General features: G+C 37.5%; 21 protein-coding genes and 1 pseudogene. 8 read left to right on the top strand and 14 right to left on the bottom strand.

Annotated features, from left to right (window positions below; genetic code table 11):
* Positions 1-722 precede the first annotated feature (722 nt).
* Positions 723-929, bottom strand: coding sequence for a hypothetical protein (locus ACJ9PY_RS09135; RefSeq protein ID WP_053534520.1), 207 nt, complete (start codon positions 927-929; stop codon positions 723-725).
* Between the two features lie 313 nt (positions 930-1,242).
* On the opposite strand from ACJ9PY_RS09135, the gene ACJ9PY_RS09130 reads away from it, so the two are divergent.
* Positions 1,243-1,749, top strand: a complete 507-nt coding sequence (locus ACJ9PY_RS09130) for a DinB family protein (RefSeq protein ID WP_411739829.1) — start codon at positions 1,243-1,245, stop codon at positions 1,747-1,749.
* A gap of 43 nt (positions 1,750-1,792) precedes the next feature.
* Positions 1,793-1,963, top strand: a complete 171-nt coding sequence (locus ACJ9PY_RS09125; protein ID WP_170946962.1) for a hypothetical protein — start codon at positions 1,793-1,795, stop codon at positions 1,961-1,963.
* Positions 1,964-1,999: 36 nt separating this feature from the next.
* Here ACJ9PY_RS09125 and ACJ9PY_RS09120 read toward each other — a convergent pair whose 3' ends face one another.
* The 5 genes from ACJ9PY_RS09120 to ACJ9PY_RS09100 all read right to left on the bottom strand — a co-directional run bounded on the left by ACJ9PY_RS09120 (position 2,000) and on the right by ACJ9PY_RS09100 (position 6,970).
* Positions 2,000-2,728 (bottom strand): GntR family transcriptional regulator, encoded by a 729-nt coding sequence (locus ACJ9PY_RS09120; RefSeq protein ID WP_411739828.1) that lies wholly within the window; start codon positions 2,726-2,728, stop codon positions 2,000-2,002.
* A gap of 67 nt (positions 2,729-2,795) precedes the next feature.
* Positions 2,796-3,578: a fructoselysine 6-kinase gene (gene frlD, locus ACJ9PY_RS09115; RefSeq protein WP_411739827.1), complete on the bottom strand. Its 783-nt coding sequence runs from the start codon at positions 3,576-3,578 to the stop codon at positions 2,796-2,798.
* A gap of 57 nt (positions 3,579-3,635) precedes the next feature.
* Complete coding sequence (locus ACJ9PY_RS09110; RefSeq protein WP_053534516.1) at positions 3,636-4,649, bottom strand: SIS domain-containing protein; 1,014 nt, start codon at positions 4,647-4,649, stop codon at positions 3,636-3,638.
* A 134-nt stretch (positions 4,650-4,783) separates the two neighbouring features.
* Positions 4,784-6,127, bottom strand: a complete 1,344-nt coding sequence (locus ACJ9PY_RS09105) for an amino acid permease (RefSeq protein WP_400449747.1) — start codon at positions 6,125-6,127, stop codon at positions 4,784-4,786.
* 24 nt (positions 6,128-6,151) lie between these two features.
* A complete protein-coding gene (locus ACJ9PY_RS09100; protein ID WP_411739826.1) occupies positions 6,152-6,970 on the bottom strand; it encodes a TIM barrel protein in 819 nt (272 codons plus the stop codon).
* Between the two features lie 518 nt (positions 6,971-7,488).
* Here ACJ9PY_RS09100 and ACJ9PY_RS09095 point away from each other — a divergent pair.
* The 3 genes from ACJ9PY_RS09095 to ACJ9PY_RS09085 all read left to right on the top strand — a co-directional run bounded on the left by ACJ9PY_RS09095 (position 7,489) and on the right by ACJ9PY_RS09085 (position 10,804).
* Positions 7,489-8,979: a DHA2 family efflux MFS transporter permease subunit gene (locus ACJ9PY_RS09095; RefSeq protein WP_411739825.1), complete on the top strand. Its 1,491-nt coding sequence runs from the start codon at positions 7,489-7,491 to the stop codon at positions 8,977-8,979.
* A gap of 410 nt (positions 8,980-9,389) precedes the next feature.
* Positions 9,390-9,854: a YitT family protein gene (locus ACJ9PY_RS09090; protein WP_411740255.1), complete on the top strand. Its 465-nt coding sequence runs from the start codon at positions 9,390-9,392 to the stop codon at positions 9,852-9,854.
* A 542-nt stretch (positions 9,855-10,396) separates the two neighbouring features.
* Positions 10,397-10,804, top strand: coding sequence for a DoxX family protein (locus ACJ9PY_RS09085; protein WP_048687048.1), 408 nt, complete (start codon positions 10,397-10,399; stop codon positions 10,802-10,804).
* A 158-nt stretch (positions 10,805-10,962) separates the two neighbouring features.
* On the opposite strand, the gene ACJ9PY_RS09080 is transcribed toward ACJ9PY_RS09085, so the two are convergent.
* From ACJ9PY_RS09080 to ACJ9PY_RS09070, 3 genes are all read right to left on the bottom strand, one after another.
* Positions 10,963-11,613, bottom strand: coding sequence for a class D sortase (locus tag ACJ9PY_RS09080; protein ID WP_411739824.1), 651 nt, complete (start codon positions 11,611-11,613; stop codon positions 10,963-10,965).
* 1 nt (position 11,614) lies between these two features.
* Positions 11,615-13,033, bottom strand: coding sequence for a processed acidic surface protein (locus ACJ9PY_RS09075; RefSeq protein WP_411739823.1), 1,419 nt, complete (start codon positions 13,031-13,033; stop codon positions 11,615-11,617).
* 1,073 nt (positions 13,034-14,106) lie between these two features.
* On the bottom strand, positions 14,107-16,482 hold the full coding sequence (locus tag ACJ9PY_RS09070) for a M14 family zinc carboxypeptidase (protein WP_411739822.1): 2,376 nt from the start codon (positions 16,480-16,482) through the stop codon (positions 14,107-14,109).
* Between the two features lie 1,505 nt (positions 16,483-17,987).
* Here ACJ9PY_RS09070 and ACJ9PY_RS09065 point away from each other — a divergent pair.
* The 3 genes from ACJ9PY_RS09065 (at position 17,988) to ACJ9PY_RS09055 (ending at position 19,489) form a co-directional block, all read left to right on the top strand.
* Entirely contained in the window at positions 17,988-18,416 is a 429-nt protein-coding gene (locus tag ACJ9PY_RS09065; protein WP_063591591.1) for a MarR family winged helix-turn-helix transcriptional regulator, read from the top strand.
* Between the two features lie 49 nt (positions 18,417-18,465).
* Complete coding sequence (locus tag ACJ9PY_RS09060; protein ID WP_034313212.1) at positions 18,466-19,107, top strand: nitroreductase family protein; 642 nt, start codon at positions 18,466-18,468, stop codon at positions 19,105-19,107.
* A gap of 88 nt (positions 19,108-19,195) precedes the next feature.
* Positions 19,196-19,489 (top strand): putative quinol monooxygenase, encoded by a 294-nt coding sequence (locus tag ACJ9PY_RS09055; RefSeq protein ID WP_034313214.1) that lies wholly within the window; start codon positions 19,196-19,198, stop codon positions 19,487-19,489.
* A gap of 424 nt (positions 19,490-19,913) precedes the next feature.
* On the opposite strand, the pseudogene ACJ9PY_RS09050 reads toward ACJ9PY_RS09055, so the two are convergent.
* The 5 genes and pseudogenes from ACJ9PY_RS09050 to ACJ9PY_RS09030 all read right to left on the bottom strand — a co-directional run.
* Positions 19,914-20,404: pseudogene (locus ACJ9PY_RS09050) on the bottom strand (recombinase family protein); the annotation flags it as partial.
* 242 nt (positions 20,405-20,646) lie between these two features.
* A complete protein-coding gene (locus ACJ9PY_RS09045; RefSeq protein ID WP_411739821.1) occupies positions 20,647-21,927 on the bottom strand; it encodes an MFS transporter in 1,281 nt (426 codons plus the stop codon).
* A gap of 114 nt (positions 21,928-22,041) precedes the next feature.
* The gene (locus ACJ9PY_RS09040; protein WP_411739820.1) at positions 22,042-22,350 is read right to left on the bottom strand and encodes a Zn-ribbon domain-containing OB-fold protein; all 309 of its coding nucleotides are present in this window, start codon (positions 22,348-22,350) and stop codon (positions 22,042-22,044) included.
* Positions 22,351-22,353: 3 nt separating this feature from the next.
* Positions 22,354-23,490 (bottom strand): thiolase C-terminal domain-containing protein, encoded by a 1,137-nt coding sequence (locus ACJ9PY_RS09035; RefSeq protein WP_411739819.1) that lies wholly within the window; start codon positions 23,488-23,490, stop codon positions 22,354-22,356.
* Positions 23,487-24,941, bottom strand: coding sequence for a class I adenylate-forming enzyme family protein (locus tag ACJ9PY_RS09030; protein ID WP_411740254.1), 1,455 nt, complete (start codon positions 24,939-24,941; stop codon positions 23,487-23,489). The genes ACJ9PY_RS09035 and ACJ9PY_RS09030 overlap by 4 nt, the downstream gene beginning before the upstream one ends.
* Positions 24,942-24,959: the final 18 nt, after the last annotated feature.

Below are 24,959 nucleotides of genomic sequence, written 5' to 3'. Positions count from 1 at the left end.
CGCTTTTCTTTTTCCACTTATTTAACTAAAGGGAAGCTTCCTCCGCACAATGAAAAGCTCCTTCCCCCCTGCCTAGACTACACCATTTCATTCATTTCAGACTGGGCTAAATCACCAGCGGCTTTCACACGAATACGGGATGCATTCCCAGGCATATACGCTAAAGGTACATCCTCTAATTTTCGAGTGATTTTTTACTATGCCTCAAGAAGTTCGTTACTGGTCAAAACAAACTAACCCTTTGGCAGCATCGGCATTAGTATGTACTTTTTGTTGGATCCAGATTTCACGGTTCAAAAATCATTTTGTTTATATTTCCAAAAAAACAAAAAATCCATTTATCATTAAAAATGAAAAATGGATTTTAATAAACTTTTATAAGATTGTAGTTATAGACCCAGGTAATCCATTTTAAAGACTCTTCCGACGGCGCGCAGAAATCTACTGGGTTAGAAAAATTGAAAGATCACGGAGGTTCTGCAATGAAGACAAAGGTTTTGCTTGATTATTTATACCCATTTTTCACCTAATAAATATGTGCATGATCATAAATCTCCTCTCTCCTTATATTTTTACATTTATTATTATAAGGAGGAGGATCATTTAGCAAGCTACAGGATATAAACGGTTCTCTTATTTACACTTTTAAACGTTAAGAATTTCGTTGTAATGAAGGAGAATAAATTCGAAAACGAAATATTCGTTTCCCTCCGGTGTTACAATTACATTGTTTCATAGTTTTTTATTTCAAATTCATTTAATGGCCGATTAATCGACTTACTCAATTTTTTAATAAGCTCTTGGTAATCCTTAGTATCATTGGGATCTATACCTTCTCTGACGTTTAGTATCTCGTATCGGTCATACTGTTCTGGAATAAGTTTTCCGTCTACATGGATATAAAGCCTATATTTGATCCTCAGATTCATATTACCATCTCCTTTACTATCAGTTCGATATTGGGTGCTATTTTCCTGCAAGAAAAAAAGCCTATATGTGATGCTCCACTATCTATTCATTTATAACCCGAATGTTTGTAGCTCGTATTATCTCAAAACCTCTTATTTATATATATATTACATTTGAGGAGCACATATACCCGAAGAATCATAAGGAGGAATTGTTATATAAATTATAGAACAGCATATTAATGAATATGCTGTATTGAATAAACCTGAATACTTTGTTCTTATTGCATAAATTGTCCAATACGAAAAAACTAGTGTTTATGGAGGTTTTTTAATGAATCACCTCGAGCCAGTATTAGAAATGTATAACTATCACGCATGGGCAAATGGAGTCATCATCAATCGGTTAAATGAACTTCCAGAACACATTTACCATAAGGAAATTCAGCGTGGTTTTTCGTCGGTATCAAAAGTGTTGTCTCACATTTATCTGACAGATTACACGTGGTTTGATATTATCTCTGGTATAAGTATGGATGAAGCAATGGCATCTTCTAGTGAATTAAAAGAAGAGGTGGAAAAGAAAAGTATTGAGGAAATGAAAAAAATATTTATAGACTTGTACGAAAGAAACAAAGCACTTCTGAGTACAGAGGATATGGAAAAGGTAATGGTTGTGGATAACCCATATGCTGGGTCGCTTGAAACTACCATTTCCGAATCGGTATTACACATTGTCACTCACGGATCATATCATCGTGGCAATATAGCTACCATGTTACGGCAAATGGGGCACACTTCCGTTATGCAAGATTTTGGTCTTTACCTTTATACAAAATAGAACACCAAACTATATACCATTTCCTGAATAGGGGGATGTATCGATGGATGAACTAGTTGGCTCTTGTGTTCGCTGTGCACATGATGTGTATTGTACGGCTGGTTTTCTGAACGGTATTCTTTTAGATAACAAGAATATCTTATGTTTTAATTGTAAGGATATTTTAAATGCGATGATCAAAGAAGAAAGTTTGGAGGAGGAAAATCAAAACTAGATGTTTAAATAGGTCATGCCAAATTAATGGCATGACCTATTTTGCCCGATGAACAGTCAGATTGACCTTGTTGGCTTCACACATGAACGTTGAGAGGTGCACAGGCTGGTCGTTTGCATCGAAAGCAATCTTCACTATTCTAAATAAATTTGCGCCAATATCGCATTCTAAATATTTAGCATGGATTTTTGTAGCACCAATCACGTCTATAATTTTATCGTTACTGACTATTTCGGTATGGTAATCTTCCAATAGGATCTTATAAGTTGATTCATCCCTTGCAATCTTCTTTTCCAAATCCGGAAAACGAAGTAACGAATAATGAGCGGTATCGTAGAATAGCGGACGCTCATCTACATACATGAGTCGCTCCAGTTCGAGAACGGGGCTTCCTTCTTCAATGAGGAGATGACCTGCAACATCTTTTGGTGCTGCTATGACCTCACTTCTTAAAATCCGGGAATTCGGTATCTTCCCAAGCTGATGACTAAACTCTGAGAATCCACTTATGGATAACAACTCATTATGAAACTTATTAGATGCAACAAAGGTTCCCCTGCGCGGAATACGTGTCAGTGTTCCTTCCTTCACCAATTCCTCGATTGCTTTTCGAATGGTGATGCGGCTGACGTTATAAGTTTCACAAAGCTCTGCTTCGGTTGGGATTTGTTCATCTGGTTTGTATTTACCGTTCTGAATATCATTCTTCAACATTTGCCTTATTTGCATATATAGTGGCTGGGGGGTTGAAGGATTTAAATTCATATTAGATTCATCCTTATCCGTCAAAATTTATTATTTACTACCTATTATACATGATTTACAGTCCCAGTCACCACGCACCGAAATAGCTAATGGTTTTCGCAGCAGAATCTGTACCCAATTCTAAGCAATTTTCGATAGATTGGCCTTTCAATAATCCATAAATAAAACCGGAAATGAAGGAGTCCCCCGCACCCATTGTATCCACCACATTCGCTTCAACGGCACCGCATTGATAAAATTGAATGCCGTCATAGGCAAGTGAACCATTTTCTCCTAAAGTGGCGACCGCAATTTTAGATCCTTGATTTTTTACATCTTTTAAAAATTGGCGGATAAAAGCATCATCCTTCGTATAAGAGAAAAAAGGATAATCAACAAACTGCGGTAAAGTCTTCACTAGATCGTGATCTAGCTGATCTGAGAAATCAAAAGACGTGAGCATTCCATTTTCTTTAAATAAGGAATAGTACTTATCCGCATGTCCCCAAATCCCTGAATGTATGAGCTGGTATGTTTGAATGTAATGGAGTTCTTCCGTCGTTAAGCGGAAATGTTTCATGACACCTTCATCGTATTCTCCAAACCTGCGGTCATTTCCTACCATTTCAACAAAGGTAACAGCTGTTTTTCCTTCTTTCCGCGAAAGATGAGAAATATCAACACCTTTTTCCTGTATCGCTTTAACCATTTTTTCACTGTATTGATCGGAGCCCACCCAGCCGATATAAGCAGATTCAGCACCTAACCCTCTTAAATAGACAGCCACATTTAAAGGATTACCGCCAGGATAGACCTCCCCGCTCTTTTGATAAACATCCATACAGTTATCTCCGACTGTAACCGCTCTCATCACTTTCCCCCGCTTTCTTTAAACTTAAGAGCACTACTAAGTAGTGCTCCACTTATCTTAATATTCCATTTGGCGATAGTATCTTCTAAGTGTTAATGGATGATTTCTCTCACGCTCAAGGTATACGCTGATTCGACTTAATACTGACCAGTTGATGCTAACTGAAAAGTGCTTTCTGAATTCTTCGCTGATGCCTTCCATTTCAAAGCTTTTGGTATCAATAACCGTTATATTTTTTGAGATTTTTTCTACAAATCTCTCTACACGGTCCATCAGCGGTCTAGTTTCATCTTCCCCTTTTAATAAAATAACACTTGTATCTTCAACAACAAGTTCAAGCGTACCATGGAAAAACTCTGCAGCGTGGATGGATTTCGCTTGGATCCATTGCATTTCCTCTAAAATGCACATGGCATATGAATAAGTGTTTCCCCAGAGGTTACCAGAGCCGACCATCATGTGGTAATCCGTGTCTTTATGTGTAATGGCGAATTCCTCTGCTTTTTTGTCAAAAGATTTAACGGCATCTAGAATTGCACGCGGAAGTAGAGAAACCTCCTTCGTGAATTGTTCATATTGCGGGAATTCATCGTTGTTATGCATGAAACGGAAGACGACCATGTACAAAAGCATAAAGAAAGTATCAAAAGAGTGCGTTTCAGAACCGGTCGTTATACAGTAATCCGCAATTTGTGTTAACGGAGTATTTGGCTCTGCAACTAAAGCGATTGTAGTGGCCCCTTTTTCTTTACAATACTCAGCCGCTGCAACTGTTTCTTGAGTAGTCCCTGATACAGATGTAAAAATGCAGACTGAATCTTTGCTGAAATGCTTATGATTCATCACCATGAACTCAGCAGCAATTTCTGCATGGACATCGATGGTAGAATTTGATTTTAAAATGTATTCATATGGATACATCATGGCTATGGTGCCGCCAGCACCGATAAGGAAAATATTGCTGTAGCCCCTTTTTGTGATTCCATCTACGATTTCTTCAATCTGGCCTCTAAAAGCAAGGCCCTCTTTTTCTACAAGATTTAGAAATAACTCCTCATCAAACTTTAGCATTAACAGCTTCCTCCCTTACCTCTTTTTATTTGTTATGTCTTGTATTATATCTAAACATAATAATTTGCACAATCGTTTTATTTTAAAATTTTTTTGGTTTATCAAAAGAAGGCCTAACTTCCCTTATCATTCTGCTAAGCCACGATATCGCTGTCGTTATTTTTCTTTGATCCATATTTCCTTTCCCAATAATAGTATACCGGCAGACCTGTTACGATAACGATCAGCGCTGCAATCACTCCTTGAATAGGCGCCCAAGTAAATGTTCCCCAGGCAAGCCATGATGCTCCAAGAATAGCTAAAACCGTCGTTAACCTCCACATTGGCATACGATAGATTGGATTATAATCATCCCTTTTACGGCATTTATAAACAGCGGCAAAGTCCAGGATGTTAATTACCAATTGAATCAGTGTGAAATAGCCCAGTAACACAGTTAAATTACTGAAGCACACAAGTATACATGCATACGCAACCTGAACGATGATAGAGAAACTTGGAGTTTCATATTTAGGATGAACTCTTGCAAAACGTTGAAAGAATAGTCCGTCCTTTGCCATTGCGTACTCAAGGCGGGGCTGAAACATTATGCAAGAACTCAGCGAACCCAAGATAACAATAATCGCCGTAATGGCCACGAATGATGATGCAATATCAGATAATCCCGGAATATATTTTACAGCTTCAGAAACAGCCGCATTGGAGTTGATTAATTCATCAAACGGCATCAAACCGATGACACAAACGGCTAACAGTGTATATAAAGCCAACACGATGAATACCGAACTAATAAGAGCCCGCGGAAGTATTTTCCCTGGATTTTTGAACTCCCCAGCCATGAAACAAATCGCAGCCATTCCCGTATATGCCCATGTGGTTGCGGATACGCCACCCATTAAACTTGAATTTTGGGCACCAGGTCCTGGTGTATAAGCAAAGTTATCAGGGTTCATGTACATAATTCCCAAGACAATGACAATCAGGAAAGGAATGATCTTGATAGCCGTGATAATGACTTGGAAAAGACCTCCTTCCTTCACGCTTCGATAATGAATCGATGTGATGAGCAGGATGATCGCAATACCCAATAATTTCCCGGCGACCCCAGAGAAAAATGGGAAAAAGGTTGCTAAATAAGAAACGATAGCTAAAGCCATAATCGATATGGATGGAGGATCTAACGCCCAGAAAGTGGCCCATCCATATAAAAATGCCAGAGGCCTCCACCCAGCTTTATTCAAATAAACGTAACCGCTTCCATTTTGGGGGTATGCTGTCGATAACTCCGCCAGTACCATTACTTGTGGAATGGCAATCACCCCGCCTATTATCCAGGCTAGAATGGAAATGGAAGGAGTACCCGCAGCCTTTGCAACATCACCGGATGAGACAAAAATACCCGACCCTATTGTAGTTCCAACAGCAATAGCCAGAGCAGACCAAAAACCCAGTTTTCGTGTAAGTGTGCCATTACTCATAAAGAGTTCCTCCAAATTAGATGATTAAATTCCCAATTCCCTAACTTTTTCAATTGATTTTTTGATTGCATCTCTTGGATTTTGATAATAATTTGATCCCATAATCTCTAAAGTACAACTTCCTTTGTAACGATGGCTTTGAAGGCTTGTTAAGTATTCCCTCCAATTTAAAACCCCATCATCCAGTGCCAAATGTGCATCTGATTGACCATCTCCGTCCATTAGGTGAAAATGGCCTAATTCGGGAAGGAAGGAATAGTACTCATCAGGTGTTTCACCCGCCAGATGCATGGAAACCGTATCTATCATTCCTTTTAATGAAGTAGATTGGATTTCCTCTAACATTTTCTTTAGCCCTTTTGAGTCGATTACCAGATTGGATTCATACTTTGTCAATGGCTCTAAAACAAGAATCAAACCTTCCATCTCAGCTACTTTGGTTAATTGAAAGATTGAGTCACTTGCATATTTCCATGATTCCTCTTGTGAGACAGAAAAGTCCCCTATTCCAGAAGTGATAAGCATCATGTTTGTGTCTAACTCCAGCGCGGCATAAAGATTTTCCATAAAATATTCCATGCTTTTTTTTCGCCAATGAGCATCCGAGGATGCAATGTTATAAGGATAGATACATTGTTCTGGGGTATAGCAAATGATTTTCATATTTCTAGACTTAATTTCCCTTCTCAAACTCCTTATATTTCCTAATATGTTTCGATAAACATACAAATGTGGCTCCCCACCCCATAACTCAATGCTATTAATCCCAAGGTTGTCCATGCAATCCAAAAAATAATGAAAAGGGAAATTCCTAAAAGTTATATTCATCCCTGCAATATTCAATTATTTCACCCCCTCATAATGACTTTTTATTTGTTATGCTTTGTATTATAATTAACCAGTACATTGATTGCAATAATTATTTTGAATATTAAAAAAATAATTATTCGCAAAATACGGAAAAGTCGTGATTTTATTGTTCAACATTAATTAACTATTTTTTAGTGAATACGAATGGTAGAATGTTAAAGTATTATACCTAGTGCACAAATTTCTCTGGTACATTGTAAGTATTATATTGGTGATTATTGTTTGAAATATGATATACCTGTAGAATGGATGTTAACCTGGGGGATTTCCAAGAGATAATGTATCCTGAAATATTGTCAAGTGAGTGGTTAATAAAGAATAAACACCTCAAAAAAGCCGTAATTGAGGTGAATCTCCTTAAATGCTGTATTTTACCGGAAAATATAGGTGGGTTTACACTAATACTTCGTGAAACGAATTAGTTTCTAAACTTTTAAAAATAGCAGGCAGTACAATTTGTACTATCCTAGCGGAAAGGACGTGCCATAATAATGAATCACGACAAAACAGCCATCACTAAAGTACGTACAGGTCCCATGTTTGCGGTGATGCTGGCTGGTGCTCTAGTCGCTTTCTTAAATCAGACTTTAATTAATATCGCATTGCCTCAATTAATGACTCATTTTGACATATCAGCTGCAACAGCGAATTGGCTTACTACTATCTTCTTATTGGTCAATGGGATTGTCATCCCGATTACCGCTTTCTTAATGGAACGATTCAATACAAGACAATTATATCTAGCTTCGATGGGACTCTTCGCCTTAGGAACTTTTTTATGCGGAATTGCCCCCAGCTTCTCCGTCTTATTGATCGGACGTGTGGTTCAAGCTGCAGGTGCGGGGATTTTGTTCCCGTTGATCACAAATGTAATTTTCACTTTATTTCCGCCTAACAGACGCGGTTTCGCAATGGGCATATTTGGTATCGCGATGAATTTTGCCCCTGCTGTAGGACCTACGCTATCAGGATGGATTATCCAAAACTATTCTTGGCGGGTTCTGTTTTTTATCATTTTCCCATTTGCCCTGCTTGACTTCATCTTTGCCATTTTCATCATTAAAAAAGTAGGGAAAACCAGCCGGCCTAAACTCGATAAGCTGGGTGTCATTCTATCCACTATCGGATTCGGCGGGGTTCTATATGGATTTGCTACTGGCGGTACCAAGGGCTGGGGCAGTCCCGAAGTACTGACGATGTTCCTTGTTGGAGGAATCAGTTTAATTTTATTTGTCTGGAGGCAATTTACTGTATCACATCCTATTTTGGAATTTAGAATTTTTCGGTATCGGATGTTCACTTTAACGACAATCATCAACATCATCGCAACCATGGGTATGTTCTCTGGAATGATCATCATGCCGATCTATATGCAGAATATCCGTGGGTTCACTCCGATGGAATCCGGTCTCATGCTATTGCCTGGCGGGATTTTAATGGGGATCATGTCCCCTATCACAGGTAAGCTGTTTGATCGATTTGGTGCGAGATGGCTTGCGGTGAGCGGACTTGCCATCACTATCATTACAACCTATCTTTTAACGCGGCTTCAAACAGATACGTCTTATTCTTATGTGGTGTGGGTATATACCATTAGAATGTTCGGAATGTCGATACTGATGATGCCTATCTTCACAGCCGGATTAAATGAATTGGCACTTAGCCTAAATAAATACGGCACAGCAATGGTCAATACATTGAGAATGGTGGCAGGTGCTGTTGGCATGGCATTCTTTGTGTCCATCATGACAAACCAAGGAACGAAACATGTTCAGGAAATCTTATCTCAAAGGAACATATCACCGGATAATACATCACAAATGGCGACGGCCATTAAACAGGGCAGCGTAATGGGAGTGGATGATGCATTCATGATAGCAACAGGTTTGACCATAATTGCTTTCATACTGGCCTTTTATATACGGCAAACTTCCCCACAAGAAGATACCATTACAAATCGCCTATCAAAAAAAACATCTTGAATAAAAAAGGCTAAATCCAACCTATTTTCCAAGGTATAAAAAATTCTTTTATTATTAAACTGACTTGCCCCATGAAAACAAGGCAAAAAAAAGAGACTCTTTTAGTGTCTCTTTTTTTTGCCCTAATTACATCATGGCCTAAAACGAGAAGGCCTTTACTTTGATTAACTTACTCCCATGTGAATTAAAAATATCTTATGGAACAAATAGCAATCGTAATTTCCAATCAGCTAAGTATATATTTAGATTTCTCTCATATATTTTAAGATAATGATTTGGACAAGGGGAATTTTTTTATGAAAAAGTTTGTTACGCTGATTTTTTCAAGTTTTTTCATTGGAGTAGGTCTTAACTTATTTATTATCCCCATTCATCTAATAAATGGCGGGATATTTGGCATAAGCTAATTAATCAAATATGTTTGGGGAATCCAGGTTGGACATACCATGATCATGATCAATATTCCCATATACCTTCTATCTCTTCTATACGATAAGTCTTATTTCTTTAATGCCATCCTTGGGTTAGTTTTCACTTCAACCATTATTGATTGGCTAACACCACTAAACGGTTTGGTTCATCTGCCGATCATAACAAGTGCCATTATCGGTGGAATGACGATTGGGATTGGTGTCGGTTTTATGCTGAGACAACATATTAGCCCCGGTGGAGTGGATTTACTAGCACTATTAATATCTAAAACCACAGCAATCAATCCAGGAATTATTATTTTTATCATTGATTCTCTCATAGTAATTGCGGGAATCATTATATTGAAAGACTTAAAGTTAATGTATTCCCTCATCACGATATCCTGTGTCGGGTTCTGCGTCATTATAATCAATTCTTTTAAGACAATAAACTTTTTAAGATAAAGTTGTACTTACAAGTGCTGAACAAGGAATGCACTCCCTTACGATATGCATCTTGCTTGTACTGTACTCGGGATTTCGTACGTTTTCCCATGATTTCGCACCGTTTACGCGTGAGTTTGGTCCGTTTACTCGTAAATTACGGCCATTTACTCGTGAATTCGGCTTATTTACTCGTGAATTCGTGCTACCCTTGTGATTTCGCTCTGTTTACTCGTGAGTTTTGGCTTCTTACTCGTGAATTTTACTGTTTTACTCGTGAGTTTTGCTGTTTTACTCGTGAATTCGGCTATTTACTCGTGAGTTCGTGCTATACCTATGATTTCAGCTGTCACCTTGTGGGAGCGGATTTCTGAAATCAAATGAATATTTTTCAAGAAATAACTGCAGGCAAACTCGCTTTTCTTCAAGTTATCCTTCAGTCAAGCGCGATTCCTAAAGGATTGTGCCACAACTGTTTAAGATTAAGATTTTTTTAGAATGCATTAAAAAAAGAAAAGTGGAATATGATTAAAATGTCAATCTAAGGGAGGGAATGTGAATAAATGAAAAAAACAAAAATTATATATTGGATTTTCACAGGACTTTTAGTGGCACTAATGGTTTTGGGTTCTATTCCGGATATAATGTCTGTTCCCGATGCAGTCGCATTATTCAATCATTTAGGTTATCCTACTTACCTCCTACCCTTTATTGGGATTGCCAAATTATTAGGTGTCGTGGCAATACTTATTCCAGGCTTTCCAAGAATCAAGGAATGGGCTTATGCCGGTTTTGTATTTGATTTGACTGGGGCTATGTATTCAAGCATTTCAGTGGGCGACCCTGCCAGTGGATGGCTGATTTTCATTATCGGGTATATATTGATAGCCGGCTCTTATATTTACCATCATAAAATATTAAAATCCGCTTCATCTGGCACATCGAGCAATAAGAATAGTTTAACAATATAAATAAATTGGCCATGAAAAAACATCGTGAAAGGTGTTTTTTCTAATTGGTTTAAAAGTGGAGGAAGTGATATCATCTCGCTTTTCTTTCTAATAAGAAATAAAATCAAAAGCGTCCCAATAGGTTTCCTTATTGGGACGCTTTTTTTTAGTACATTTGATTAACTTACTGTTTTTGAAGTTAAATACGCGACAAGGATATAGCGTTCAGGTGCTGACCCAATATAATCAAAAGGGTAACAGGTACTGACGGTTAGCGTTGCCCGTGGCTTTGGTACGATTACGGTTCGATCATCCTTATCCACAATTCGAACTTTGTTGACTTTGTATGTGAAATCTCCTGCCGATGTTCTTACTACCAACAAATCTCCTTCGCCCACTTGCCCGAGTTTACGGAATACCGTATCTCTATGACCGGAAAGTACGGAATTGTCATTTTCACCAGGTAACACACTTCCTGCAAAGTGACCAACTCCTTTTTCCAATTCATCCTCATTTGTGCCATGGAAAATAGGAAGTTTTGTTTTTAGTTTGGGTATGTACAGCTCCCCGATTTCTTCACCCGTTTTAGGGCGGATAGGATATAGCTCTTTCTTTGTTGTGTCATTACTTGGTGTTTTATCAATTGTTGGTTTATCACTTGGTGTTTTCTGTACAGTTTCATTCACTTGGCTACTAGGAGCATGAGTCTTGTAAAGAAAGTAGCCTTTTGCAAACTTATACAGATTGGATGTGGAAAACCAAACCCCAAATAAAATGATGGCAATTGCACAAGAAAGCAGCAGTAACCGCTTTTTCTTTAATTTTTTCATATTAAGCTTTCCTGATTTTTCGATACATCAAGCTTCCGAACAAGACAAGAAATAGTCCTAAAAGGGCACTAGGCAAATAACCGGAAGCGGTATTTGGCAGTTTAGCACCTTTTACGGTTTGATGTTCTGAATTAGTATGGGCACTGATCTTTTGTATTACTGGTTTAGCAACTGGTGCCTTTTCAATGGTCTTTTGTACCTCTTTAGCAGATTCCTTTATTTGTCCGCCTGCATTAGTAAGAGTATCAGAATCGACCATATCACCTGTTATTAACAGATCAGCCAAGAACTTCCCGTCAGTATTATATATTGATATTTTCAGGTTAGCACCCTTCAATTCTTCCAATTTCATTAAATCCAAAAGGGATACAGGTGATTCCGAGCCACTTTTCACAAGGGAATAGGAAACATTAAGCTTAAAGATGGAAAGTAATTCTTCATAGATTGAGGCCATTTCAGCTATCTGTTCAGCTGTAAGCTCGGTTGCTACATCAAATTCCTCGAAAGCCATCATGCGGTTGCCCAATTCTTCAAGTCGCTTGACTGTTTCCGGGTTGGAAAGATGGTCTTCCAAAGACATCAAGTGGTCTTCAAGCCGCTGTAGTTCCTCTTCCGTTAGACCGAGTTCCTGCTCGAAAATAGGAAGAAGCTCTTCGGCAACTTCGCCATCCATCCCGCCGCCAGTAAGGTTCCAAACAGTTTCTTCAAGATTATCTATGTATATATAATCGTTAATATTTTCACCATTTTCTTCTAACATTTGAAGCAAGGCTTGTTTATCCAATCCATAATTCTCATTAAAATAATCTAAGTTGCTTAGGTCTGCCTTTATGACGTCACCCAGGAATTCGCTAAGCTCTTCGACAGATTCAAATTCTTCCGTGCTAAAATCATAGGGTTTCAATGACGCTTCGATATCTTCTAGTGTTACTTGGAAGCCTCTTTCTTTGCTAACCTTGGCCAAATAATTGACTAATTCTTTGTCAAAATTCGGGTCGCGTTCAAAATCGCCCTCTTCTGTCTCTTCTGTATAGAAATAAACAGTTTCATCGAGGTCCCAGATAAAGATATAATCGTCTAGTTCTTCGCCATTTTCGTGTAATAGATTGATTAGGCTCTCATTAGTTAGATTATAATCTTCATAAATGGCATCTAAATTACTCAAATCAGCCTTAATAACTTCGCCCAAGGCTTCTTTTAGATCACCAATAGATTCAAAGTTCTCAATACTTTCATCGTAAAAAGAAAGAGATGTTTCAATATCATCCTTCGTCACTTCAAAACCCCTGACAAGGCTTACCTCTTTTAAATACTTTGTAAGTTCTTTCTCAAAATTCTTGCTTGGTGCCGCCGATGCTAATTGCGGGAATAAGCTAATTAACAACGTAAATGAAACTAAAATGGTCCACAGTTTTTTCATACTTTTCTCCTATTCATATCATTTCATATGTTTCTAGAAAATTATAAGGTAATAACAATAATTTAACAATGAAGTTATTTTTTCCAATAAGGAAAAATTGCTATATTACTTACTTTTCAAACAAACTTTTTAACAGCATATACCACTGTTTACGGTAATCAAGACGTATTTCTTCCTATTTATATATTGATTTCAAAAAGAGGGATTAAAAAACTCCCGCTACTGTGCCTCCAGATAAAAAAATTATTAATATTTTAGGGGAAACATAACTTAGCTCAAGCAAAATGAATATAAATTCACCACCGGGCTACATCAATTTCAAGTAAAGTTGTCAGTCTATAAGTATCAGACCTCATAGCCTATAAAGTTCGCTTAGACAAAGCGAAAAAAGACATAATCGACCCTGGAATGGGTCGATTATGTCGGAAACAGCTATCCAGCTTAATACTCCTTCTTCTACAACCAGACAAAAAACTACAGGTTTTTTATCATTATTTAATCACCGGTATTAACTACTGATACTATACCGCTTCAGAGATTTAAAATGAGTGTTTATTTAATGAGGTCATCGTATCATATCTAAGACTACTTAAATAAAAAAATGAATCAGGAAGTTAAGCAGTATTACCTGATCGATTATTATTATTTTATTTCCTTTATTGAATTCCTTTTACCTTGTTAAATAAAGAATATAGATTTTTACGCAAAGATAAATTGTTTACCATCTCCCATTCCTTTGAAATTATCTAGGTGTACTCACCCGTACAAACCTCCTAGGGCCGATACGTCGTTTAAAACTAAAAGGAGAACGACAGCCCCCTTTGCAAGTTAATAATTTTGTTCGCTAATCATATCATTTATCTTCATCTATAATAATTCCTGGTTAGTTAATCCATATCCAGCTTGTGAATTATAAGAGTAGTCACCATTTTTAATCGGCTAAAAAACTACTTATTGTCCTTCAGGGTTTTTGAAACAGATGATTTAAAAGTAATGAGTTCAGAGCAAGCGTTCAGCATTTTTTAAATTACCAAAGCCGAATTCAATGCTGAATCCGGCTTTGGCTAATTCTACTATTTTTCGAAAATTGCATTAGATAGAAGACGGAACAAGTAATCCGGGTGGTCGCGGAAACCTGCTTCTAACCCAATAAGAGTTACATCTTTATTCTGTTCTTTTACGATTACGGCATGGCCCTTGGCGGTTATGTTATTTTGCCAGTGACCAGCTACGAAGAAATTATCTGAATCTGCAAGGGTCGCGACAATTTCATCATTATCCGTACCCGTGAACCATGTTGGACGATAGACAAAGCCGATATCATCCTCTCCATAACCTGCTGTTAAACCAGTTCCCTCATAATCGACTTTTACGATACCATTACTGTTGGAACCTCCTACATTAATGATGTCGTCTGTAAGACCGAGTGTTTTAGTTGCTCTAGATGCACCAGCACCTACAGCTATATATTTGCCTCCTTCATTTAAGAAGCTTGTCACATTGTCTTTAAATGCATTAAGTTGCCCGGCGTTCTGTAAACCAAATTCTTTATTAGCTTCGGAAAGGTTAGTAGAAATGAGAATTTCCGTTCCACTATAGACAAAAATATCAAAACCGTTAAGGGGATTTTTAGCCACTTCGACTGGCGTTACTTCTGTCACATCAAAACCTAGTCTTTTCAAAGCAAGCTTTGTTCCTGCGTGTGATTTCTGTTTACCCATACCTCCATCCTTTAATATAGCCACTTTTACAGACGTAATAGCCACTGCATCTGCTGGTACATCAGCAGTTCCAACCTGTAACCCAGATTCTTTCACCGCTGCTGATACCTGATTAGCTACTGTTTTTGCAAAGAAGTTACCTTGTGCATCACGTACAATAGGTATTCCTTGCTTAAGCAATCTATTTACTAAATTTACCGATTGGACAGAGCTGTTCGGAATCATAAACGGTCCTTTTCCTGAAACCTTGCCTTGACCTGTAATCTGGTTTACTTTCGTTGCATTGACTTTAATAGGATTTTGTGTGGCTACTGCCTCGAATCCCCAAAGCTCCGGTAAGCTCCATGCGGAAATGTCGTACATTGCTGGGGTATCGTTCGTGATGTCTTCCCCATCCCAGAGCATCGTGTTTGCTAATCCGGCTTTCGCCTGGTCCATCTCAACGAGATAAGTTCCTTTTGGATATAACACTCCATCCGCTTCAAATGCATTCACAGCTTGAACAACTTCAATATCATTATTGATCAAATGATTTACAGCCTTATTCGTAACAGTCGGATCCTTAGGGTCTAGTGGAAGTATGTAGGCTTTTGGAAATAACCCTTCCTTATGAAAAGGATGGTCAAAGTTAATTCCTCTTTTAAAAACTTCAATTTGATCAGTAATCATGGATTGCTTGTTGGCTGTTGCAAATTTCAGTGCTCCCATAATCGAATTATACATCCATCGTACGCCGTCCCAATCATTTGTTGGAGCTTCTAATGTATGACCGTAAGCACCATGATACATCGCATACATTGGTGTGAAAATTGGAGGATAATCATCCCAGCCAGCGGAGTCATCGCGCAGCGGAATATAGGTACCTTTCATGTTTTGATACAAGGATCCTGAATAGTTCTCATGATCCTTCATTATTTCCGCTTCCATCGCTTCTGCCTGTTTATAGGCCCATTTTCCGTATAAGTCATACTCATAATTAGGATTATGCGGTGGCGTACAAGGCTCAATTAACCCCTGCAGATTTGGCTGATAATTCTTCACATAACCATGAGTATCAAGGAACACCATCGGGTTCCATTCTTTAATGAGCTCAACCATCTCTTTCGTTTCTGGCTGCGATTGGGTGATAAAGTCACGATTTATGTCAATTCCTTCGCCATTAAAGCGGGTGGCATCAATACGTCCATCAGGGTTTTGTACGACATTGAAAATAAGAATATTATTCTCTAAAACGTCTTTGGTTGTTGCATCATTTTGGGTAGCAAAACGTTCAATTAATTGAAGGATTGCATCGCTTCCGACAAATTCAGTCCCATGAATAGAACCATTAATCATGATTGGAACTTTAAAGTCAGGATTATTGGCAACCCATTCTTGAGCTTTGCCTGGATTCTTAAACATTTGCTTTCTAAGTGCCTTCACTTTTCCGAACTTTCCTTGTGTTGTTGGGTCGGCAATCGTGACAACATAGAGTGGGTTTCCATCAGCTGATGTTCCACGGACTTCAACTTTCACACGGTTTGAAAGTTTTTCAATCTCTTTTAATTTGGAACCAATTTGTGAAAATTTCACAAAGTCATAGTTTTCGCTATTAAACTTACTTCCGTCCTGTTCCTCATATGTATTCACATTTGTCCATTGAGGTTTCTCAGCATGTCCAGAACTCCACGGTATTACTGTTAGTAAACTCACAGCCATCAGGCCGGATAATGCTTTTTTCTTTTTCATCCTAAAACCTCCAGTATGATTTTTTTGTATATATCCCACCAAGTCGTTCAAGGTTTATTTTATTGGGATTCGCTCGCCTATTGCAGCACTAGTTTCGGAAGGTCAAATTTATGTAGTGTTACTTGCTGGGGGAGCTTATCAAATTTTATAAAGAATATTTTTAACGATGTGGTTTGTTCAACGTTATAAAATTAAACCGCTTTCAATAGGGTTTGTTCAGCCTTTTAGCGAGTCATTCGTGTTGTATTCAATTAAAATATGTATTAATTAATTAATTAACACAATACCTAAACCCGCATTGGCTACTGTAGCTGATTAAATTCCTTTCTAGACTAATAAATTTCTCCTTTTCTGCCCCCTACTAATATTTTAAATTTACATGTTTAAGAGTATCGCCTCCTTATTAAGAAATAGTAACTACAAACTTAGATAACTGTTTTATAATATTATACACTTATTTTTGTGCGAATTAAGAATTTTCAGTTAATAATAATTGAATTTTTATCCTTTTTTCATACTTCAGAAACATAAAATTATTTACAAATAATTTCCACACGCTAAATTAGTAAAAATCTGTATAACTGTTTTGAAGTTTGTGCCCAACGGTCAAGTTACATGGGAAATCCCTCGAATCCTATGAAATTCATGTGCTTTTTGATTTCCTCTAATCAGTATTATAAAAACTAAAATGAGCTCACTTTTCTAATAACCTTATTTTGAGCATAGTAAATAGAGCAAACCACAAATGTTGAACTTCCGTACTTGGGCCTTTAAATACATATTCAGTATTGCACCCTGCGAAGGAACTCCGAGAGGACTATTATAAAACTCCTAGGCCACAGTTGATAAAAAAGCAACCGTTTTATATCCAAACGGTTGCTTTTTTTCATTGCTATAAACGTTTCCAAATTCTCTTTAAATCTATTGGTACGAATACTTTATCCCCATGTATTTCCTTATGAATGATGAGATGTGAAAAGTATGGTTCTAAACTTAACCCTTCTGTTTTATGTCTATCTGGATTTTATTAGGAGCCCATTCATTGCACTTACACCATTAGATTTAAATCTCCACACACATAACTGACAAACTTGAATATCATTTACAGGCATCGTACTCCATGAAATTTAATTGATTGAAGTAGCAATACAGAAAAGGATGGAGCATTCTCTCCTTCCTTTTCTGTATTATGGCACATAAATCGAAGAATAGTCTTGGTCTACAACTATCAGATGAACTTTTCCACCTTATTTAAGGGCAGTTTTTATAACAATGTGATTATCATACTTATACCTTGGCTAAAAGCTCCAAAGGTTTACTGAGCTTTCTTGAAAAGATTGCCTAATCAAAACGGAGATAGAGCAACATTTCGGTCTAGATCATATTTAAGCAAAAGTTGCAGTACTAAAATATTTGCTTTATTATTTAGGGTATAGTATATTAATTGATGCATCAACTATTGAGCTATCAATTATTTTGTCTAACGTATGAAAAGAGGGTGTTTCTTGACGAATTCATGGTGTAATGAATCATTAATTTTATATAAAATGAACTGCCTTAACAAACAGATAAGTTCAAAATTTGAAAGTTGTACAGGCATTAGTCAATCAAGACATGATATCTTATATCAGCTTTATCAAGTTGATGAAATTAGTCAAACAGCACTTCAAAAAGAGGTTAACATTGACAGTGCAGCGATTACCCGGCATTTAAAACAACTTGAAGCGACTGGGATGATTTTAAGACGCAAAGATCCGGAGGATAATCGATTTACTCTTGTCTGTCTTTCAGATTATGGTCGCAAACAGATTATTCTCTACCAAGCTGAAAAGGCTCGTTTTGTCACTTTAATGCTTAAAGATTTTAAAGAAGAAGAACGTCAAGAATTAACAGATATGCTGACACGCATTCAAAAAAATATAAGCCAAGTCTAACACTTGCTTAAATTAAACTACTAAAGTTAAAAAGAGGAGACTATCAACTATGACTACTACAGCACAATTAACAAATGATTTCAAAGAAATTGTCACAGGACGCCGCTCCATAAAAAATTACGACAAATCTGTAAAAATCAGTAGGGAAGAAATGGAGAAAATACTTACCTTAGCGACACTTGCTCCTTCTTCAGTTAATATGCAACCATGGCGCTTCCTTGTAATTGATAGTCCTGAGGGAAAAGCAACACTTGCACCTCTTGCTCGCTTTAACCAAAATCAAGTCGAAACATCTTCCGCAGTAATTGCCGTATTTGGTGATATGAACAATTTTGATAACGCCGAAGAGATCTACGGTAAAGCTGTAGATTTAGGGCTTATGCCTTTAGAAGTAAAAGAAAACATATTAGCTTCATTTGCTGGATATTTCGAAAAAATCACTAGAGAAGAGATGAAAGAGGTCGTTCTAGTCGATGGTGGTCTTGTATCCATGCAACTGATGCTTGCGGCTCGTGCTTATGGCTATGATACAAATCCAATCGGTGGCTATGAAAAAGACCAGATCGCAGAAGCTTTTGGATTAGAAAAAGATCGGTACGTACCAGTTATGCTAATTTCAATCGGTAAAGCAGCAGATAATGGCCATCAATCAGTTCGTCTTCCAATTGATAAAGTCGCACAATGGAAGTAAAGAATCCATTCATTTCAACCGAGATGTTATTTTTACTTTAATTATATATTAAGTTTATTATGCTTAACAAATGAGAGGATGACGTTTAATGATTATCATTCATGCCGTATTCAATATTAATCCAGCAAAACAAGATGCATTTCTAGAGGAGATTCAACCGCTTATCGCAGCTTCAAGAGCGGAAAGTGGAAATGTTTCTTACAATCTTCACAAAGCTACAGAAAAAGACAATGAGTTTACAATGGTTGAAGTTTGGCAAGATCATCTAGCGGTTGCAAGCCATAATTCAAGTGAGCACTTTACCTCGTTTGTTGGTAAAGCTAAAGAATTCCTCTCTTCACCTTTAATTGTTAACGCATTTGAAGGACAACCATTAAAATAATGAGTTAAAATGTATGGGATTTCCTATATACCATCTTATAAAACAAAGAGTTGCTGCTTCAGTAAAACAAGCTGCAACTCTTGTTTATTTCTATTCCATTTTCTCGAACATCACGCGCTTATTTGGCGTACATAATCTGTGTGACAATTTCCATGGAAAGAGGAATGCAAATAGTTCCATTTATTTATCGACTTTCAGTTTTTCCAAAGCATCCGCCAATGCTGTATCAATCGGTTCTTCTTTATTTTGATGCTTCATGAAATTGGAGATTTCTTTATTCGACACTTTTTGATTTTTGTTTTGTTAACTATTTTTATGTTCATACGAATTCTAAAAGGATGGCTGAAAGTGTATATGCTTCATTCACCCAGGATGGATATCCCCCACAATAAAGCGAAATATCTAGGGATGGCCGGCTAATTTTTTGACGAGTTTCTTCTATTACTTGAGCTTTCGGTCGCCCGAAAGGCACACCGTTTTGCAAAGCCACATCAATTGCTTCACGCTGCCGTTTCCGGACCCTATCCCGTTCTTCTTCCTCCATCCAGGAAAGAATTTGCAAAACTAAATCTGCAATGAATGTACCGAGACTATCTTTAAATTGAGTTGTATCGAGTAATGGCATATCCAAAACGACGATATCCGCCTGGATATTTTTTGTAATGTCATTCCACTCTTTTAGAATCTCCTCTTTGTTCCGACTAAAACGATCAAGAGAATAAATGTATAGAATTTCTCCTTTAAGTACCACACGTTTTAGTAATTGGTGGTATTGAGCCCTATTGAAATCTTTTCACATTATTTGTCCAAAATATCACGTGGATCAACGCCTAATTTTTTTATCGCTTCTAACTGCCGACCTTCATTTTGATCTTTGCTACTAACTCGTATGAAACCAAATTTACGAACATCCATTTTTTCACTCCTTTTTCTGCTTTCTTCCCTCTTATTCTGCCAAAATCGTTCGTAAAAGTGTGTGCAACACTAAGCACGTTCGTAAAATGTTTTTCAACTTTAACGAACGTAAAAACAGGGTGAATTTATCGAAAAAAGAACCGTTCATTAAAGAGTACTTTTACGAACGGGTTCTTTTGGTTGATGTAAAAAAGGACAAGGGAGGGAGAACAGGCAATAGATTTTATCTGTTAATTGACCTATTATATGGATTGTCCTTTTGTTTCACTTATTCCATTATGGCCTGTTGTTTCACTTTTCGACTTGAGTACTACTCCAAAAACTAAAGCAAGTATTGAACCAGCCATTAAGAAATAGCCTAATACGTAAAAACCATTAGATAAATCACTACCTTCTGCTACAGCACCTACAACGATAGGTCCAACAATTCCGCCAATATTTCCGCACATATTGATTAACCCGTTTGCTGTACCTGTTTGGTTGTCTGGAAAGAAGGACATTGCCCATGCCCACCATGGACCAAAAGCTGAGTAGATTCCTATTCCTGCTATTATCAGGAGAACCATGTTAAACACAAGTCCTCCTGATATGAAATGCTCAGCTGCGAGTGCTATTCCACCTATCATTAGCGGGATTGAAACAAATAAAACTCGATTTTTCCCTACATGGTCTGACCACACTGAATTAATATACATAAAAACCGCAGCTAAAACAAATGGGATAGCCGTCATCCAACCTACGGCACCAATTCCACTGTTGCTTAATTGTTTAATTAGACTTGGCATCCATAAACCAAAACTGTATACACCGGTAATCCATAAGAAATAGATAAAGGAAAATACCCAAACACGATAATTTTTTATTACATCTAAAAAGGATCCTTTTTCTTTTATCACTGTTGAACGGTTTTCTACAAGATAATCCCGTTCTACTTTGGAGAGTCGCTTATCCTTCTCAGGGGAATCTGCCGCAAGCCATGCGAACAAGATGGCTAAAATTAGAGGTGGAGCTCCTTGTAAAATAAACATGGTATGGTAGTCCCATTGCGTAATCATCCAACCAGCTAGTGGAGCCATAATAATGGAAGAGATGGGTAGAGCCATCTCAGCAAAGTTTACCGCTTTAGCTCTCTCTTTGTCTAAATACCAATTTACAAAGAAAATAGAGAATGCTGGCCATAATACACCTTCTGCTAATCCCATAACAAATCGAAAAAAAATAAGCATGTCAAAACTTTTGATCAAACCTGTACATATCGCTGAAATACCTAAAACAACTAAAGAAATCACTATTACATTTTTGGCACTATACTTTCCTGCCGCCCATCCTCCTGGTACCTGAGTTATTACATATCCCCAAAAAAATGCAGAAAGCACAACCCCGATAGCTGTCGATGAAACTCCCAGTGATTTCACTATCTGTGGAGCAGCCATCCCTATATTAGACCGATCCATAAAAGCTGCTAAGTATATTAAAAATAGCAATAAACCGATTCTGTACCAACGTGCATTTGGAATTCTCATATTATGACGCTCCTTTAATTCGATTTATTAAACTGGAGCCGAATCGCTAGGTTGGAATACTGCGTCTATTTCCCTTGGAATTTTTTCACTTTACTGATTGGGGGAAGAGGTGATTTAACGGCTGAAATAATAGGCCCTGTCTTTAACGCTTTTTAGCTCGACCTTTTCACCAATATAAACACTGTTCTCATTGTATCTTGCTGTTACTTTTAATCCTTCGTCTAGATGTACCAATATCACAAAATAGGGTGATTGATCTGCAAATTGCTCAGGGGCAGCATGGATTTTTGTATAGGAATAAACTTTACCTTTTCCACTTAGCTGTCTATCTTTTAAATTTTCCGAGAAACAGACAGGGCAATGATATTTATCCGTACTAAGTATCTGGTCACATTTCGTACAATACTTTGCTGATAGTTCCAATTATTATGCCCCCTTCCTTCGTAGTATATGGACGGTAGAATAAGCTCCCGTACCTCCCAAATTTTGTGCAAGGCCGATACGCGCATTTTCAACTTGATTGCATGCCTTTCCATTTAGCTGATCAACAATCTGAATAATTTGCGCAATGCCAGTAGCACCTATTGGATGTCCTTTTGAAAGTAACCCTCCGCTAGTATTCACAGGAACAGTACCGCCGTGTCTCGTTAAACCTTTTTCAACGGCTTCCCACCCTTTTCCTTTTTCAAAGAAACCCAGTTCTTCAATAGCAACAATTTCCGTCATAGAGAAACAATCATGTAATTCAACGACATCAATATCCTTTGGCTCAAGGCCTGCCGCTTTATAGGCTATTTTTGCAGATTCATAGGTGGCAGAAATATGAAGAAGATTCTTTACTTCCTGCATAAGGGGGGACCCAGATGACTGTCCTGAAGACAAAATTTCAACCCCATTTTCTCCTTTTTGAAGCACTACAGCAGCAGCTCCATCTGATATAGGGGAACAGTCAAATAATCCAAGAGGGTCAGTTATAGTGCGCGCATTCATTATTTCATGAAGAGAAGTTTCTTTCCTGAAATGGGCAATGGGGTTCGATATAGCGTATTGTCTATTTTTTAAGGCAACCATTGCCAGATGTTTTTTTTCAGCTCCGTATTCATAAAAATACCGATTGGCAAGGACTCCAAAAAATCCAGCAAATGTAAGTCCAGAAGCCCCTTCATTAGAATCATTATCCATGGCAAGATTAATAGATTTTGTGATTTTTTCTGTATCCATGCCCGTCATCTTTTCAGCTCCTGCAACCAGAACCGTATTGTACTCTCCTGCTTTTACTAGCTGGTAAGCCTGGCGAAAGGCCAATCCTCCCGACGCACAGGCACCTTCCACTTTTAAGGATGGAATACTACCTAGCCCAAGTTCATTGGTAAGAACTGAACCTAATATTTCCTGGTTTGCCAACGGCCCTGAAGCAAAATTTCCTACAAATACAGCATCCACTTTTGGGCGTCCTGCCTCAATTAGTGCATCTCTGCAAGATTTGATGAGCATGGATTTAATGGATTCATTCTTTTTTCCGAATGTTGTTATTCCACTGCCTATGATAGAAACACCTGTCATCGTATTCCTCCTTGAGGTTGATAACTTTCTCTCAGAGTTTTTCTGAGGATTTTTCCATAACTATTTTTCGGTAAGGCGTCTACAATATGAACAAAACGTGGTTTTTTATAGCTAGCTAAGTTCTTTTTACAAAGTATGATAATTTCCTCTTTATCTAGATTTATCAATTGTTCATTCAATACAATATGTGCACAGATAGATTCACCCCATCGTTCGTCCGGGATACCGAATACACAAGTTTCTTTTATGGCCGGATGCTGATTTATTACTTCTTCCACTTCACGTGGGTAGACATTCATTCCACCTGTAATAATCACATCTTTTGTACGATCAACAAGGTGTATATATCCTAATTCATCTCTCCAAGCAAGATCACCTGTATAAAACCAGCCATCTTTAAATGACTCATTATTTGCTTTTTCATTATTCCAATAACCTTTCATCACTATAGACCCTTTGCAAGTTACTTCACCGATTTCTCCGTTTGGGACTTCAATACCGTTGGGATCGGAAATTTTAACTTCTACAAAAGGACCAATTGCACCACATGAATCAGGATGGTTCTCCAACTCTTGTTTTGGCATCATAGTTATGACCATTGGCGCTTCAACAAGACCATATGTTTCGGCAAATATCGGCCCTAATAAGCCCAGTGCTTTATGAATCTTTTCGACGGAAATGGGGGAACCTGCCATATTAATGGATTTAACATATCGAAGCTTTTCTGGATCAAAATTTTTTCCGTGAATCATTAAGTTTACTAAGGTAGGAACCAGGAAGATGATTGATATTTTCTCTCTTTCTAAATCATCAATGAAATCATCAGGTTCAAATTTATTGAAAATGACTTGTTTTAAACCAAAAAACAATGCGCATTGTGCTAAAAAGTTACTCCCGTGAGTTAATGGGGCGACATGGCCAATAGTATCACCATGTGTAATTTCACAAATCATATTCAATGAGAGGGCACTCGAAATCATGTTGCGGTGAGTAAGCATTGCCCCTTTTGGTTTACCTGTAGTTCCTGAAGTATACATAAGGGCGAACAAATCATCTTGATTTATTTCAATATCAGGAAAATCAGTTTGTTGATTACTGATAAATGATTCATATTCTGTATCAATATTTATTTTTTTAATTAATAATCGAACAGAGTTAATTAATGCTTCTTCCCCAATTAAAATCGATGCTTGGGAATTTTCTACTATATACTCAAGCTCTTTTGGATGAAGACGATAATTTATAGGTACCTTTACCAAACCTGCTAATGCTACAGCAATATCAAGTTCAATATGTTCTTTGCGATTACTCATAAGAACAGCAATACGGTCCCCTTTTTGTAATCCTTCCTCTATAAAAGCATGAGCCAGCTGACATGCATTAATTCTAAGTTGACTAAATGTGAGAGTACCTCTAGAATCTTTCACTGCTATTTGATTACTGTACTGAATAAGTGTTTTTTTTGCTAA

The organism is Peribacillus sp. S4 (assembly GCF_046715815.1).
GTDB lineage: Bacteria > Bacillota > Bacilli > Bacillales > DSM-1321 > Peribacillus > Peribacillus frigoritolerans.
Note: the sequence above shows the minus strand (reverse complement) of the source record. Positions and strands in the feature narration are given on the sequence as shown.